The organism is Burkholderia sp. BCC1996, from assembly GCF_905339955.1.
Taxonomy (GTDB): Bacteria; Pseudomonadota; Gammaproteobacteria; order Burkholderiales; family Burkholderiaceae; genus Burkholderia.
Map to the genome: position 1 here is coordinate 191,945 of NZ_CAJPHM010000014.1, position 15,864 is coordinate 207,808.

At 63.3% G+C, this 15,864-nt stretch carries 17 protein-coding genes; 1 reads left to right on the top strand and 16 read right to left on the bottom strand.

Translation table 11 applies throughout. The features are described from left to right. Nucleotides 1-38: 38 nt before the first annotated feature. The 14 genes from U4Z64_RS21630 to U4Z64_RS21695 form a co-directional block, all read right to left on the bottom strand. Nucleotides 39-224, bottom strand: a complete 186-nt coding sequence (locus U4Z64_RS21630; protein ID WP_124668497.1) for a rubredoxin — start codon at nucleotides 222-224, stop codon at nucleotides 39-41. After that, nucleotides 221-1,075 carry an alpha/beta fold hydrolase gene (locus tag U4Z64_RS21635; RefSeq protein ID WP_321821055.1) on the bottom strand — a complete coding sequence of 285 codons (855 nt, stop codon included), beginning with the start codon at nucleotides 1,073-1,075 and terminating at the stop codon, nucleotides 221-223. The genes U4Z64_RS21630 and U4Z64_RS21635 overlap by 4 nt, the downstream gene beginning before the upstream one ends. A 68-nt stretch (nucleotides 1,076-1,143) precedes the next feature. Next, nucleotides 1,144-2,241, bottom strand: a complete 1,098-nt coding sequence (locus tag U4Z64_RS21640; RefSeq protein ID WP_124668495.1) for a fatty acid desaturase — start codon at nucleotides 2,239-2,241, stop codon at nucleotides 1,144-1,146. 13 nt (nucleotides 2,242-2,254) lie between these two features. After that, nucleotides 2,255-2,575 (bottom strand): acyl carrier protein, encoded by a 321-nt coding sequence (locus U4Z64_RS21645; protein ID WP_124668494.1) that lies wholly within the window; start codon nucleotides 2,573-2,575, stop codon nucleotides 2,255-2,257. A 52-nt stretch (nucleotides 2,576-2,627) separates the two neighbouring features. After that, a complete protein-coding gene (locus U4Z64_RS21650) occupies nucleotides 2,628-3,611 on the bottom strand; it encodes an acyl-CoA desaturase (RefSeq protein ID WP_321821037.1) in 984 nt (327 codons plus the stop codon). A gap of 25 nt (nucleotides 3,612-3,636) precedes the next feature. Then, nucleotides 3,637-4,578, bottom strand: coding sequence for an acyl-CoA desaturase (locus tag U4Z64_RS21655; RefSeq protein ID WP_321821038.1), 942 nt, complete (start codon nucleotides 4,576-4,578; stop codon nucleotides 3,637-3,639). A gap of 78 nt (nucleotides 4,579-4,656) precedes the next feature. Beyond that, a complete protein-coding gene (locus tag U4Z64_RS21660; protein WP_321821039.1) occupies nucleotides 4,657-6,405 on the bottom strand; it encodes a fatty acyl-AMP ligase in 1,749 nt (582 codons plus the stop codon). Between the two features lie 66 nt (nucleotides 6,406-6,471). Further along, nucleotides 6,472-6,822: a hypothetical protein gene (locus tag U4Z64_RS21665; RefSeq protein ID WP_321821040.1), complete on the bottom strand. Its 351-nt coding sequence runs from the start codon at nucleotides 6,820-6,822 to the stop codon at nucleotides 6,472-6,474. A gap of 192 nt (nucleotides 6,823-7,014) precedes the next feature. Next, complete coding sequence (locus tag U4Z64_RS21670; RefSeq protein ID WP_321821041.1) at nucleotides 7,015-7,917, bottom strand: hypothetical protein; 903 nt, start codon at nucleotides 7,915-7,917, stop codon at nucleotides 7,015-7,017. Beyond that, on the bottom strand, nucleotides 7,914-8,918 hold the full coding sequence (locus tag U4Z64_RS21675) for an aromatic ring-hydroxylating dioxygenase subunit alpha (RefSeq protein WP_321803105.1): 1,005 nt from the start codon (nucleotides 8,916-8,918) through the stop codon (nucleotides 7,914-7,916). Before U4Z64_RS21675 ends, U4Z64_RS21670 begins: the two co-directional genes overlap by 4 nt. A gap of 80 nt (nucleotides 8,919-8,998) precedes the next feature. Beyond that, entirely contained in the window at nucleotides 8,999-10,081 is a 1,083-nt protein-coding gene (locus tag U4Z64_RS21680; RefSeq protein WP_321821042.1) for a fatty acid desaturase, read from the bottom strand. A 315-nt stretch (nucleotides 10,082-10,396) separates the two neighbouring features. Continuing rightward, nucleotides 10,397-11,689, bottom strand: a complete 1,293-nt coding sequence (gene fabF / locus U4Z64_RS21685; protein ID WP_124668488.1) for a beta-ketoacyl-ACP synthase II — start codon at nucleotides 11,687-11,689, stop codon at nucleotides 10,397-10,399. 177 nt (nucleotides 11,690-11,866) lie between these two features. Then, a complete protein-coding gene (locus U4Z64_RS21690) occupies nucleotides 11,867-12,508 on the bottom strand; it encodes an acyl-homoserine-lactone synthase (RefSeq protein WP_321821043.1) in 642 nt (213 codons plus the stop codon). A 402-nt stretch (nucleotides 12,509-12,910) separates the two neighbouring features. Then, nucleotides 12,911-13,294, bottom strand: a complete 384-nt coding sequence (locus U4Z64_RS21695) for a DUF4902 domain-containing protein (protein WP_321821044.1) — start codon at nucleotides 13,292-13,294, stop codon at nucleotides 12,911-12,913. Between the two features lie 581 nt (nucleotides 13,295-13,875). On the opposite strand from U4Z64_RS21695, the gene U4Z64_RS21700 reads away from it, so the two are divergent. Further along, nucleotides 13,876-14,538, top strand: a complete 663-nt coding sequence (locus U4Z64_RS21700) for a LuxR family transcriptional regulator (RefSeq protein WP_321796022.1) — start codon at nucleotides 13,876-13,878, stop codon at nucleotides 14,536-14,538. Nucleotides 14,539-14,613: 75 nt separating this feature from the next. Here U4Z64_RS21700 and U4Z64_RS21705 read toward each other — a convergent pair whose 3' ends face one another. Then, nucleotides 14,614-15,420 (bottom strand): transglutaminase family protein, encoded by an 807-nt coding sequence (locus U4Z64_RS21705; protein ID WP_321821045.1) that lies wholly within the window; start codon nucleotides 15,418-15,420, stop codon nucleotides 14,614-14,616. Nucleotides 15,421-15,428: 8 nt separating this feature from the next. After that, the coding region (locus U4Z64_RS21710) for an alpha-E domain-containing protein (protein WP_321821046.1) at nucleotides 15,429-15,864 on the bottom strand (436 nt) is incomplete at its 5' end.

Here is a 15,864-nt window from a genome sequence, read left to right on the forward strand (position 1 = left end):
GGCTGCCTGCGTGCGGGGCAGGCACCGCAGGGATCGCGTCAGATCGACACCATTTCGAAATCTTCCTTGCCGACGCCGCACTCCGGACACTTCCATTTCGCGGGAATGTCTTCCCAGCGCGTACCCGGCGCAATGCCGTCGTCCGGCGCACCGTTTTCTTCCGAGTAAATCCAGCCGCACACCAGACACATCAATGTGCGCATCTCCGTTGCTGTCGTGCTCATCTCGCCAACTCTCCAAAATTCGACATCTGTCGCGTCACAAATTCGCGCACCTGCTCGCGCACCCTCGCATCCGACAGGATCCGCCCGTGCCCCGTGCCCGGCGCCGGCCACAGGGTCGCGTCGGGCAGCCCCGCCACGACCCGCTGTGCCTCGCAGTACGGCACCACGGGATCGGCCGGATCGTGCACGACCAGCACCGGGACATCGAGCGACGCGCCGCGCGCGAGAATGTCCCAGTGGCTGACCGGCACGCCGTTGCGCAGCTGCAGCTCCGCATAGATGCGCTCGACCACCGGACGCGGGAACGCCATGTCGCGGCTCGCCCAGCGCTCCAGCACCTCGGTCAGCGCGCCCGTCGGCGCGAGCAGCACGATGCAGCGCAACGACGCACGGCGCGAGCGCTCCGCGAGCGCCGAGATCGCCGCGATCGACCCGAGCGAATGCGCGATCACCACTTGCGCGCCTTCGATCGCATCCAGCACCGCGCCCGTCGCCCGGGTGAACTGCGTCATCGTCGTATGCTTGCCCGGCGAACGGCCGTGCGCCGGTGCGTCGAACGTCGCCACCGAGAAGCCCAGCGCCTGCATCGGCTTCACGAAGCCCAGCATGCTGCTGCTGTCGGTGCCCCAGCCGTGCACGAGCAGCGCCCGCGCCGCGCCGCCCTCCCAGTAATACGCCCGGTCGAGGTCCGCATTGCCCTCGATCGGCGTCACCTTCGCGCCGAGCGGTACACGATCGCTGACAGGCAGCCCATAGCCGCGCGTGAAGCCGAACGCGTCTGCCGCGCGCCGCCCGGCGGCGCGCGGCGCGAAGGTGTTCAGCAACCGGAACGCGCGGCGGCGAAGCCGCACGCTCAACGATGGCGCTTTCGCCCTCCGCCGTGTGATCGGCGAAACTTCGGTTTCCTTCACGGTTGCCATCACCGGCCCTCCGTCGCCGCGCGTGCGCCGACGGGCACTGCCTCCCGGGACAGGCTCCGGTAATAGCCTGACTCGGTGTCGTAGAAGTGGCAGTGACGGATCACGTGCCACAGATCGCCGAACGTGAAGTCCTTTTCGCGGATCATCCCCGGAAACGCTTCCTTGAGCGCCGCCTGCGCCTTCGGCAGGTTGTAGAACGGCACGATCGGCGCGACGTGGTGCGCCGTGTGCACCGAAATGTTGTGAGTCATGAAGTGCAGCCACTTCGGATACCGGTAGTCGGTCGTCACCAGCAGGCGACTCGCGTTCGGCGTCCAGTGCTGCGAGGGCAGGAACGGGATGTCGTCCGACGTGTGGTGCATCAGCGTCGTGGCGCTGAACCACGCATGAATCATGAGCCATGGCGCGACGAAGTACAGGAACAGGCCCGTGATGCCGGTGAAGTAGATCAGCGCCGGGAAATAGAGCGCCGACACGATCGCCACGAAGCCGATCGAGCGCTTCACGTCGCGTCGCATCTCGCGCTTCGGATAGAAGCCGGGACGGAAGCCCGATTCCTTCCAGTAGCTCACCGTGCCCACCCAGAACAGCCACTTGCGGGTACCGGCGTACTCGAGGCGCTTGAGCAGCGACATGCGGTCGTAAAGCGGCGCGGGAATCGGCCGCCAGTCGGTGTCGAGCTCGAGGTTGTTGGTGTTCGCGTGGTGCAGGTTGTGCGTGTGGCGCCAGGCGTGGAACGGATACAGCAGCGGCAGAAGCGACAGGTGCCCGATCACCAGGTTGAACCGACGCGAGCGGGAGAACGAGTTGTGCCCGCAATCGTGCGCGATGCAATGCAATCCCCAGCCGCCCAGACCTGCGACGAGCCACAACGGAATGTAGAGCAGCCAGTGCGGCGCATACGCAATGCCGACGATCGCCCCGATGTACGCCGCATAGCTCACCACGAAGCCGAGAACGCCGCGCCACGCACGCGGCTCGTACAGCGACTTCGGGATCGCGTCGGTCAGCCGCACGCCCTCGAGCGCCTTGGACTTCTGCAGGAATTCGTCGAAACGCGCGGGCGGCGCGCTCGGAACGGTGTAAGTTTTCGCCATGTCGATCTCCCGCTTATGCAGCCTGCAGACCGAGCTCGGTCGAGAGGTGGTGCGCCAACTCGTTGATGCTGTTGTATTCGAACAGCAGCGCCGGGGACAGCCGCTGCTCGACGACCTTCTCCAGATCGCCCGACACCTGCACCGCGACGATCGAATCGAGCCCGTACTCGTCGAAGCGCTTGGCGGGATCGATGGCCGCCCGGTCCACCTTCAACTGCTTGGCGAGCCGGTCGACCAGCCAGCTGCGGATCGACGCTTCCGTCAGCGGGCCGACGTCGGCGGCCACCGCTTTCTTGCGGCCGAACAGGCCGCCCAGGAATCCAGCTTCAGACATGATGAATGATCCTTCTATACAAGGGTGTTGAACGAAATCACGACGGCAACTTTCAATACGGTTTCTTGGCGAGCTTGCGGATCGCCTCCGGCCCCGGCAAGCGCAGGTCCCAGACGACGCCCGCCTTGCCGAGCGTCCAGAGCACCCACGCGCTGAGATCCGGCTCGTACCACTTCACCGAGTGGCGATACGACGCGGGGAACGCGTGGTGGTTGTTCTGCAGGCCTTCGCCGAACGTGAGCACGGCGACCGTCCAGTTGTTCGCGCTGTTGTCGTCGGTCTTGAACGGCCGTCCGCCGAACATGTGGCAAATCGAACCCACGCACCACGCGGCCTGATTGGCCAGGAATATTCGCGCGAAGCCGCCGAACAGCAGGCCGTTCCACGCGCCGTGCCAGGAGCCGCTGACGGCGCCGCCGATCGCGGCGGGCAGCACGAGGCCGAGCACGATCCACCAGGCGTAGGTGCGGTGATAGAAAAACAGGCGGCGATCGCGCAACACGTCCGGGGCAAAGAACGTCCAGCCCGATACGTCAGGGGCCAGCATCCACGGCATGTGCGCGTACCAGAGGCCGCGCAGCTTCGCGAACAGGCCCGCGCCGGCCTGGTTCGGCGAATGCGGATCGCCCTTTTGGTCGCTGTACAGGTGATGACGGCGATGCGTCGTCACCCAGAACATGATCGGTCCTTGCGCAGCCATCGAACCGCAGATCAGCAGCAGCCCCTCGAACCACTTCGATGTCCGGAACGTCTTGTGCGCAAGATACCGATGGAAACCCATCGTGATCCCGCCCATGTGCAGAAAATAGAACACCGCGAACAGCACGAGATCGGTGACGGCGAAGTCACCCAGCGCGAGTTGACGCACCGCCAGCGCAAACCCGGCAAGCGGCACCAGCATCACGGCCAGGGCGGTATAGCGTTTGACGCGAGCTCCACTGCCCTTTAGCGGCGAAACGCCGGGGATCTGCCCGTCGGCGGCCGACAGCCCGCCCGCGGCAGTCACGCCGGGTGCAACCTGAATCGATGAATTCATAGGATTCTCCAAACGCTAATGAGGATTACGGCGAGATTGACGGAGCCGCAGCGCCGCGCTTCGGGGCATAGCGCACCTCCGTGACAAGACCCAGCGCGTCGAGCAGGCGGATGATCCACGCGGAGGGATCGAGCTGCCAGAACGCGTGATCGTTGTTGGCGAAGGCCGGCTGCGCATGATGGTTGTTGTGCCATGCGCCGCCCACCGAAACGATCGCGAGCAGGCCCAGGTTGCGGCTGTGGTCGCGCGTCGCGTGCGGACGGGTGCCGATGGTGTGGCACAGCGAATTGACGGCCCAGGTCGACTGATCGAGCAGGAAGATCCGCGCGAGTCCGCCCCACAGGAAGCCGCCGGAGGCCCCGAGCCAGGCCTGCCCGGCGGGTGCGAGCAACGCGCCGGCGAGCGCGGGAATCGCGAGGCCGAGCAGCACCCACCACCCGTAGCGCAGATTGAGATTGACGATCAGGCGGTCGCGCAGCAGGTCCGCGGCATACGCGCTCCAGTTCTCGCGGCGCACCGTGAACAGCCAGCCCACGTGGCCGTGCCAAAGTCCCGCGAACCGGCTCAGCTTGCCGTGCCGGTTCGCGCGCGGGCGCGGCGAATGAGGATCGCCGTCCTGATCGGTGAACGCGTGATGCATCCGATGCGTGGCTGCCCAGAACAGGATCGGCCCCTGGGCGGCCATGCTGCCGAGCACGCCGAGCATCACGGTGACGGCCGGTCGCCCCTTGAACGAGCGGTGCGAGAAATACCGGTGCATGCCGGTTTCGACGCCGATCGCGGTCGAGAAATACATGACCGCCAGCAGCACGAAGTCGGTTGCGCGCACCCCGTATATCCACGTGTAGGCAATCGCCAGTGCGAAACCGAGCGCGGGTATGCCCACGGTCAGATAAGCGAGCCGGCGTGCGCGCACGTCGGTGTCGGCTTCCGCCGCAAAGGCGGCCGCCGGTGTTCGCGAAGACAAAGAATCCGCTTCAGCCATGACTGACTCCGAAGAAAGACAGCGACAATGAAAATCGAGGATGCAGTTCGTGCGAACCGCTTACGCGCGCGCCTCGAGCATGCTCAAGCTGCCTTGCTGGAACGCTTGCTTGCACGCTTGCCGGCGCACCTTGCCGCTCGTGGTGAGCGGAATCGCGCCGGTCGGCCCAAGGTGCACCACCGTCGGCGCAACCCCGTGGTCGCGCGTGACCGCCAGCGTGATTGCTGCTCGCACCTCGCGCATTTGGTCCGGATTCAGACGGCGCGAGCGCTTGAGTTCCGCGACGATGACGAGCGACTCCCTGGCGCCGCCGTCGATCGAAAATGCCACCACGCCGTTCGTGCGAATCGCCTCGTGCGCCGATTGCACCGACTCCTCGATGTCGGTCGGATAGAGATTGCGTCCGGCGACGATCACGACGTCCTTGATCCGGCCCGTCACGAACAGCTCGCCGCGCTCCAGAAAGCCGAGGTCCCCGGTGCGCAGGTAACGGTCCGAATCGTCGTCGCCGTCTCCGTCGCCGATCGTCGCCGCGAAGATGTCGTCGCTGTCCGCGCGGTTCAGATAGCCGGCTGCGACGTTCGGGCCGCTGAACCAGATTTCGCCGATCGCCCGCTCCGGCAGCACGCGCTTCGTCTCGGGATCGACGATCAGCAGTCGATGGCCGACCGCCACCGGCCCGCAGCCGACCAGCGTGGTACGTGCGCGCACGTCGGATTCCGGGTTGTGCGGCATGCACAGGCCGCGAGCAAGTGCATCCTTGTCGACCTCGATCAGCGTGACCGGCGAACGGCCCACTTTGCCGGATACGTAGAGCGTCGCCTCCGCCATTCCGTAGCAGGGCACCACGGCACGGCGCTCGAAGCCATGCCGGCCGAAGCGCGCGAAGAAGCGTTCGAGCGTCGCGTGGTTCACCGGCTCGGCGCCGCAGAATACGTGCTGCAGCGAGCCGAGATCGAGCGTAGCCGCTTCTTCTTCGCTGATGTTGTCGACGCACAGGTCGAACGCGAAATTCGGTGCGACGCTCGTGGTCACGCGGTAGTCGGTGATCGCCTTGAGCCAGCGATACGGACGCTGGACGAAATGCTGCGGCGACAGGATCACGAGCGGAAAGCCGCTGAACACCGCGAGCAGCAGCGCGCCCATCAACCCCATGTCGTGATACGGCGGCAGCCACGTGCAGCCGACGCGGTCCTGATCGATGCCGAGCCGTTCGGCGATCACCGCGCAGTTGCTGACGAGATTCTCGTGCGTGACGACCACGCCCTTGGGCTCGCCCGTCGATCCCGACGTGTACTGGAGCAGCGCTGGCCGATCCAGGCCGACACCCTGCTCCGGCAGGTTCCGGACGTCGTCCGCCGATGCTTCGATATCGTCGAAGGCGCTTTCGTCGATCGTCAGCAACGCAGGCGCGGCACGCTGGCCGCCGTAGAGCGCGTCGAGCTGTGGCTGCAGCGAGCGGTGAAGCTTGCCGGCAATGACCACATCGGGATCGGCGTCGCGACAGATCGATGCGAAGCGTGCAACCGCGCGAGAGCCGACAGGCGGAAACGAAGGCACCGCGGTGGCGCCCGCCAGCAGGATCCCGAACAGCGCGGCGACGTAACTCAGACCGGGTTCGAGCAGCAGCAAAACGCGCCGTTCGTGCAACGGGTGCTGCAGCACCCTGTCTCGCATCTGGATGGCAGCGGCAGCGAGCTGACCATATGACCAGCTCACGACATCGTCCTCGCCGTCGCGAAGAAAATGGAATGCGATCCGCTCCGGCGTTTGCTCGGCACGCTCTCGAAGAATATCGAGCAGGGACAAGGTCCTGCGCTCCGCCGGCAGGGCGGTGGGGGAAAGGCTACCGGCCATCATGAGACCCTCGGATTGTCAGTTTTGTTTTGATGAAAATTTCATGCGCGAACAGGCGCTGAACGCCACGCGGCCATGAATGCGCCGCCGCGGGGGCAAGCGCTCTCGGTCGCGTATCCACCGGCGCGCCCGAGATGCGGTGGCCAGGTCGAGCGCAATCCGCAGGTAGCAAACGGCATGGAATCCGGCCAGGCGCACTATCGCGTTACCTGTTATCGCGACCGTCAGCGCCACGCCGAACACCGCCCCCATCTGGCGTATCGCCTGGTTCACGGCAGAGCCCACGCCGAATCGCGCCGGCGGCAGATGCGCAACGGCGGCCGCCGACAGCGAAGGCGTGACCATGCCCACAGCCAGCCCGGTGCGCATTGCCCCCCGGAAGCCACGCGTGCACATAGTCAGGATCGCCCCGGGCACCAGCGCGAACCAGATGCCCGCCGCCGTGGATATCAGGCTCCGGTCACCAGCAGACGAGGAACTCCGCCCCACTTGCGATACGGAAAACCGGCCACCGCGAGATGGCACTCGACTGCGCGTGCAAAGCCGGCGTGCGGCGTCCGTTCAGGTACTTTCGCCAAGCTGAGGCGGCGTCACGCCGTCGCCCGATTCGGATTCGAAATACGACGCATCGAGAAACGGGAGCGTTCGCGCCCGCATCCGCGCTTGAAACAGCGCAACGACGGGCCAAGGACGCATCGCCATTGCCATGACCTTGGCATTCCGGGCATCTTCCCAGTGGATGACGTTCGCCACTTCCAGCGGCAACCCGCCGACCTCCCCTGTCCAGAGGCTCAGCGTCGTGGCACCGGCCGACAGACGCGGCCCGCTCGCGCGGCCCCCGTAGACCGCGATCGAGTGGCCGCAAACGCGTTCGACGTCGGCGCGGCCACGAATCGGCTTGCAGGCCACCGGACTGGTCATAAACATCTCGTCGGCGAGGCCGAACGGCAACTTGGCGTCCAGCACTTCGTCGTCGGGTATCGGCGGCAACGCGGTATCGATCTCCGGCGGCAGCGTCCACGCGTCGACGTCGACGAGATCCCGACTCGCGTCGTACAGCGCCCGGCGAACCGGCGCGGGAAACGAGCCGAGGAAGATGTCGACCTGTACGCGCTTGCCCGACCGGCGCGCCACCGTCACGCCGCGAATCTGGCGGTCCTTGAAGCGGCCGTACCATTCGCGCCCGACGATATCGGCGCCGCTCCACGCGTGTTTCGGCTCGACCTCGGAGAAGATGCTCTCGGCCGCAGCCGCGAGGCGCTCGACCCGGCCGCGACCGACGATTTCTCCGAACGTCATCGGATGCCGCAAACCGACCTCGTCCTGCTCCGACGTCTCAAGCTCGCGCAGCAACTCGCCGACATAGAGACCGGCGTGTCCTTGGTGATTCATCGTCGTTTCCTTCTCTGTCATCGTCGTTTCTGCCTCTGCACGCGGCAGGCTTGCCGTCTCGACGTGCGTCATACGGCCGCTCGAATGGATGCGTTCGCGCCCATTCGCTCCAATATCCGCCGCGCGGCAAACGCCGGTCGATCGAGCTGGATGTCGATCATCGGCGCCGTCGGGCTCCAGTTCGCCTGAAGGCTCTCCGCGACGTCCTTGTCCTCCATGACCGTCGCGAACACTTCCTTCGCTGTGAATTCGGTAAACCGATGGTTGTCGACGTCGAAATCGCGGTGCATGCCCACGAAGACATGAGTCGTGGCGTCCGTGGCCGGCGTGAAGATCGTCGTCGTGTAGACGTGGAAGACCTGGCCGCTGGCATCGTCACAGGCGTGGGCCCTCGTTTCGACCCGCGTGTTGCCGATGGGCCAGTAAACGACCTCCTGGAAGCGGTCGATGTAGTCGAGCTTCAGGATATGGGTGTAGAGCGGCGGCGTCTTCTCGCGGCGCAGGTAGCGGCGCACGCGCACTTCGTCGTCGTTGATCACGATTTCGGGCGGCGTCTCGACGATGTCGAGCGAACCCAGCGTCTTCGCGTGCACGAAGGCGGCGTGCGAGATGTCGAGAATGTTGTCGATGCCGAACAGGTAGCTACAGGCGATGGTGCAGTAGCTCATCGTCCCCGCAAGCTCGGGTGCCGAACACACCCAATGGTTCGGGATCGTCGCCTCGTCGGCCTGGTTCGGCTCGCCGGCCCACAGCCAGATGAAGCCGTATTTCTCGACGGCAGGGAACGTCCGCACGCGAGCGCCCTTCGGGATCGTGTTCTGGCTCGGAATACTGACGCACTCGCCCGAGCAGTTGTACCTGAGCCCGTGGTACCAGCACTGGATCTCGTCGCCGACAACGCGTCCCCGGGACAACGGAACCTGTCGATGCGGGCATCGATCCTCAAGCGCGACGATCTGGTTCGCCGACGTACGGTACATGACGATCTTCTGGTTCAGGATCGTCCGGGCGAAGGGCTCCCTCTGGACTTCCGCGGAAAGTGCTGCTGCGTACCACGCATTCTCGATAAACATTGTTCCTCACTTTGCTACATGGGCGGCGTTGTGGCACACCCGACGCGAGCTCGAGCGGGCGTGTGCCTTCTGGATCGTTTCTACTTGCGCGCGACAGCGACCAACGCGTCTTCGTCCCGGGCCTCCGCCGCGGACGCTTCGCGATCGAGACGACCCTCTGCCATCTGCTCGAGAAAGTCGTCGGTCGCGGACTGCAGATTGACGCAGGGATACTGGAAGCGCCCCGTCGTATAACGCAGCGCGCCAAGGAAGGACGGCTCGACCGGCGCGCCTGCCGCCTCGAGCAGCCCGTGCGACGCCAGGTACGCGTGGAGCGCGGGCAACCGGTAACACGGCACCGCCGGATACTGGTGGTGTTCAAGGTGGAAGTTGCTGCCGAAGAACAGCGCGGTATAGATCGGCGACGTGTAGCTGCGACTATCGCGATATCGCCCCGGCACGGTATCCGTGTGCTCGATGTACGCGCGGATGGTGCTGAACACGTACACCCCGATATACGGAATCAACATGACCGTGAAACCGAGCCACAACGAGCGATGCCAGATGAACCCGTAGGCCGTCACCGCGCACAGGCTCAGCGCGATGTTGATCCGGGAGATCCAGCGCATTTCGCGCTGGCTGAAGGGCAAACGCGTGTTCTCCGGCCAGGGCAGACCCGCCGCCATCCGCACGGCGTTCTTCGTGTAAATCCGCACGCCCTTGGAGCGCGCGAGAAAAAAGCGCGACCAGAAGGTGCGGTACTGCGAATAGATCTGGACATCCGGGTCGATGTCTTGACCGGTGAAGCGATGGTGCTTCCAGTGGGTCATGCTGAATCCCACGATCAGGAAGCCGGGCACCAGTGACGAGCAGATGAGCGCCAGCGCGGCGCTCACGTACTTGTTACGATGCAGGTTCGTGTGCATCCCCTCATGCCCGACGAAGGTCAGCAGGTGCATGCCATGCCCGCCGATCAAGCCCAGGACGATCGCCATTGCGATACGAGTTGGCGTCGACGCCGGTATATCGACGACGGCGAACGCCACCGCGGCCGGGATCAGGAAGAATGCGAGCGCGTGCGCCAGATAGAGGATCGTGGCGACGGAGCTGATCCGATGAAAGTGTCGTGGCAGCTTGAGCCGCGAGAATGCGACGTCGCTGTCCAACGGGGCTTCGATGGTCATAGCCTCTCTCCTCGGTTTACGCGGCGCAGGGCCGGTGATTGGCGGACGCGCTCCGCCACGGCTTGAAAGCCAGAACGCGCGTACCTGCGCGCGCCAGATGAATCGCGAGCGCGGCGCTCGCGCAGCTGGCACCTGCGATGAGGGTGTCTAACACGGAAAGATTCCCTTTGGATAACGACTGGAACTCGGATTGCACATGACGCGACTCACCATCGAACCGATGGAGCGCCGGCGGCGCCATGGCATGGCGCCGAACGCCTACGATTCGTGCTACTTATGAAATCAGCAGCGTGTGCGAACCCTGTTGATGTGCAGTCAATGCGACCCTGCTGATCTATCCGGCGGGTAGCGTTTAAACAGCACCGATGCATTGACGCCGCCAAACCCGAACCCGTTGGACAGTGCGATCTCGACGGGAACGCGCCGTGCGGAAGGCCCGATCAGGTCAAGTCCGGCCGCGGCTTCGTCGGGGTGCTCGAGATTCAGCGTTCCGGGCAACACGCCATCCCGGAGCGCGAGAATGGAAAACGCCGCTTCGATGGCGCCCGCCGCCCCGAGCAAATGCCCGGTTGCCGACTTGGTCGAGGAAATCGCCGGGCCTGCGCCCACGCCGAAGACAGTCTTCAGCGCCTCGATTTCGCCGGCGTCGCCGACCGGCGTCGATGTCGCATGCGCATTGACGTAGTCGACCTGCTCCGGGGCGATTTCGCCCATCGCCAGGGCCAGCTTCATCGCTCGCATCGCGCCGGATCCGTCGTCGGGACCGGCGGTCATGTGATAGGCGTCCGCCGTGGTTCCGTACCCGATGATTTCCGCGATCGGTCGGGCGCCACGTGCGAGGGCATGGTCCAGGGACTCGACCACGAGCATGGCCGCTCCCTCGCCCATGACAAATCCGTCACGATCGCGGTCGAACGGGCGCGAAGCGCGAATCGGCTGATCGCCGAAGCCGGTCGACAACGCTCGCGCCGCCGCGAATCCGCCCAGGCTGACCTTGTCGAATGCGGCTTCGGCACCGCCCGCCAGCACGACATCGGCCTCACCGGTCCGGATCATGCGCATCGCGTCGCCGATCGCCTGCACGCTCGCCGCACAGGCCGTCACCGGACAGCCGAGGGGCCCACGGAACTGATGCTTGATCGAAATCTGGCCGGCCGCCAGATTCGAGAGAAAGAACGGAATGGTGAACGGCGACAACCGCCGCACGCCACGCGTCTCGCCGATCCTGACCGCCTCCGCCAGCCCGGGAAACCCACCGATGCCCGACGCTACGACCGTCGCTGTCCGCTCGCGCTGATGCTCGGCTTGCGGAGCCCATCCGGCTTCCGTGAGCGCCTCGTCTGCCGCAACCATCGCCATCTGGATGAAGCGGTCCATCTTCCTCAGTTCCTTGTTCGGCACCGAGAGTTCCGGATCGAAACCGCCGTCGGGATCGTCGGCCTTCCCCTGGACGGTCCCGCCGACCTTGGCGGACAGTTCACCGACGATGTCGTCACCGAGCCGGCGAAGCCCGGAGCCGCCTCCGATCAGGCGCTGCCACACCAATTCCTTACCGCAACCCAGCGGGGACACAATGCCAATACCGGTTACCACCACTCGAAGCGTCATTTCACCTTCCCCTCACGGACCAGGACCAGCTGACCCACATCGTTAAAGCCGTTCATCTTCAGGCACACCTTTAGTAATGCTGTATTGCGCCGAGCCACTTCAGGAGAGAGCCGGGGCCGCCCGACTCGCGGCGGACCCTGGACCTTCCCGATGCGCGTCGCGAATTCGCTGCGCTCGTCAGAACGCGTGCGACACATGCACACTGCGCGACATGTTGAGCGGCACGCCGTACTCCAACACGTCGAGGCTCAGCGCTGCGCGCGTTTGTTGATCTATCTCGATCCAGAACGGCAAGGTCGGCTTGCCTTCGATCATTTGCGGTGGCGCAGCGCGATGCACATTGACGCCCATGCGCTTCAGAAGCCGTTCGTTGCCGAGCACCGAGAATGCAATGAGACGGTCGGCGCCATGTGCATGCGCGACACGGACGATTTCGGACATCAGGGAGCGCGTGTTTTGCCACGATTCTTCCGCCGTCAACGGCTCGCCGCTCGGCATGCTCATCGCGAAGCGGGACAGTTCCCACACATTGCGCGTACTGGGAAGGGAGGCACCACCCATCAAATCCGGAAAAACCTCACCCAGCAGATAAGGCTCGTCGGTCGGCAACAACCGGCCGCAACCGACGATTTCGTCGCTGCGGTCGAAAGCGACGACATAAAGGGTGTCCGCGTGATCGAAGTCGTCAAATTCGATGCCATCGTCGGTGGGCAACGACCAGCCGAGTTCCTGTATGAAGACCTTATGCCGAAACTTCGCAAGTCGATACATCGTCTCGCGACTCAAATCAGCGCTTTTTCCCGACAATAAAGTCAGCATCGCGAATGCCCTCTCTCTTATCTTCAGAATTGTTAGGCGCGATTGGACCCGAAATTGAAAAGACAAAAAAGCTGCCCGAATGGGCAGGGGGGGCAGGCGTCTGGACGAGACTCGTCGCGCCGAGTGCGACGGGACACTGCGACGGACAAACGGGGTTTTTTGGAATTCGACCGGCGATCGCTACGCGAGTCGGACGGAGGGACGATTCGGAGCGCGCTTGATCAGCGACGGCCCGAAGCAACCATCCCGAGCCACGGCGTCACGGCATAAATGATCGTAGCGGACATCGCGCCATTGCCAGTCCGATCAGGAAGATCAACGGAAATTGGCGGCGGCGCGGCACACAAGATTTGTCACGACGCGTAGGCCTTTTTAATCTAGTTATATTCACTGAACACGAAATCAGTGACCGGCGAAGATGGCCGATTCAAGTTCGCGTTGACGCCTTCCCGAGCACAGCCAGTTCTGGATCAACTCTTGGCTGTATTGCGCGCCGTAATCGTCACCGTTCATGTTGAGAAGCATGACGTTGCTGCTGACGTCGTCCTTCCCGACCTTCACCTCAGACTGGCCCACGGCCACATGCCATACGCAGCCGACGCTCACGGCCGGCCGCGTTTCGGTGCAGACCAGCTCGTAGTAGCCGGCATTGACGGCGCTAATGCCCTCGCCCCATAAATCATGCAACAAGTTCAGGGCTTGCTGGCACATATGTTGATGGAAGCGCAGCGCGTAGAACGCGGGCAAAGTCAATCGTACGTATCCGTCGTTCAGTTTTTTAGGCATGTCCGTTCTCTCGATGTGGCACCTGTTAAAATTGATACCGCATAGTTTGGCAAGATTCGCGGCGACCGGCTAGGCGCACACCCTTCCAACACTCGTGGCATGCCTGCTTGTGATTTGTGATAGCCGGTAGATCACGCGCCTGTTTTTTACGAATATCACAATCACCCGGAGAACACCATCGCATTATCAAGATGACGTACGGCCCCGTGAGCGGTGATTGCCTGACGGTGCTCGATCATTGTGCAATTCCAGGATTTTCGGACTCGTCGCAATTTTCGGCATCGAAACCTGGCTGATGTACGAATACGCATGCCGACATGCAAATTCCCCAACTCAATCGATCAATGGCGAGCGCGGACGCCACCTCGAAATCCCGCCGCCAGATAACAATTCAGTATCCGACACCATGCTTGCCGCTCGATATCTCAAATATTGACGACGATCCTTGAATAATTTATAAAAAATCGATCAGCGCACCAACCACGAAATACAGCCCCTTTAGGGACAAGATTGACCAAAAAGGTAATGATATGCAGGCCTGGAGAGAGAAGTATCTGAATGGATACGCCGAGGCAAAATCCGTGGCTGACGTGTTTCTGGAGTTCACGGCAGACGTGCGAGCACTTGGATTCGAGTACTGTTCGTTCGGTCTGCGCGTTCCGTTGCCGGTGAGTCATCCGCGGTTCATGCTGCAGTCCAACTATCCGGAGACGTGGGTCGAGCGCTATGTGAGCCAAAACTATTTTGCCGTCGATCCGACGGTCCGGCATGGGCTCAGTCAGCTGACACCCCTGATCTGGCGCGCCGACAGCCAGACACAAAACGTCGAATTCTGGGACGAAGCGGAGCACTTCGGCTTGCGCCACGGCTGGTGCATGCCATCCATCAGCCGCACCGGGGCGATCGGACTCGTGACCATGGTGCGATCGGGCGAGCCGATCGAGGAGAGTGAACTCGCGGAAAAGGGATACCAGATGTCATGGCTCGCGAACACCGCCAACTGCGCGATGAGCATGCATCTGCTCGCGCAGCTTGCGCCCGAATATGCCGTCGAGTTGACGGCACGCGAGCGCGAGGCGTTGCAATGGTCCGCCGCGGGGAAAACCTACTCCGAGATTGGCAAGATCATGTCTGTCGACGAGCGGACCGTGAAATTTCACCTCGTCAATGCGATGCGCAAATTGAATTCGGCCAACAAGACCGAGGCCGCGGTCAAGGCGGCAATGCTGGGGCTCTTGTTCTGACGTCATTTGCTTCGTCGCTCATGCGCTGAATGGCGAGGCAACTCGGTGCGAGTACTGAAATCTCCGTCGATCGACTCACCGGGCCGACAGTGTGACCGCAATCTCCGCGGCCAGCGTTTCAGCGCCCGAGTTCGACTGGATGCAGGTGACCGGCGCGGCGCCGCAAGCGTCGATGCCAGTCGCCAGTTTCACATAGTGTTCGTCGGGACATAGATTGTTCGCCGGATCGAAGCCGATCCAACCGAGATGGTCGACGTAGACTTCAGCCCACGCATGATCAATTGCCTGGATTCCGTCGTCGTCGCCTATCAGATAGCCCGAAGCGAAGCGCGCGGGAATGCCGAGCCGACGCGCCACGGCGATGAATACATGAGCATGATCGCGACAGGTCCCGTGGGAACTGATCCACGCAGCTTCTGCATCGGTGGCGTCGTCGCAATTCTCCGGCCCGGGTGCGAGACGATCGTGCACGATGTCCATCAACTCGTGTAGTTGCAGAAGACGGTTTTGCGTGCTCTTCAGAGCGGAGGCAAGCTCCATCAGCGAGTCTCCGGGACGTGTGAGAGGCGACTCGCGCAGGAACAGCCACGGATTCGTACGATCGTCTGCAGTGCCGAGCACACCATCCTTGTTGTGCGTCGTCACTTCGCCGCGTGAAACGATGACGATCTCCTTGTGGTCGTTTGAGTGACACACAAGGTCGACATGGTTGCCGAATCCGTCGATGTACGACAATTCCGGCTGCATGTCGTTTGCAAGCAATTCCCAGTACCCGACCGTCTGACCGGGATTCGACGACGGTCGCAGTCGAAGGCGCTGCAATACCTGCTGCAACGGCTCGTCGAGGGTATAACGCAGGGTATGGGTGATCCCGATATGCATTGCAGTGCTCAATCGAAGTTGTAGGCCTGGGCGATTTCGAGCCCCAGTCGCTGGTTGCGCAGAATGAAGCCGGTCAGGAACTCGTGCAGGCCGTTCTTGAAGACTCGTTCGATCGTACTGTCGGAAAGCATCGTGAGCGTCTGTGCGGCGGTGCCGTGGCACGCGTGAGCGATGCCATGCTCTTTCACGAGCAAGTTGAGACTCGACATGACGCGCCCATAGCAATAGCGCAGCGAGCGCGGCATGCGGCCGTTCAGGACCAGGTAGTCGGCGATGTTCAGCGGCTTGTACTGCACACCGTACACCCAGCGGTACGAGTTGTTTGCCTCGACCGACCGCAGGATCGATTCCCAGTGGTTGGTATCGAGGATCGTGCCCACGTGCGACACCGACGGCAGCAGCAGATGGTATTTCACGTCGAGGATCCGCGCGGTGTTGTCGGCC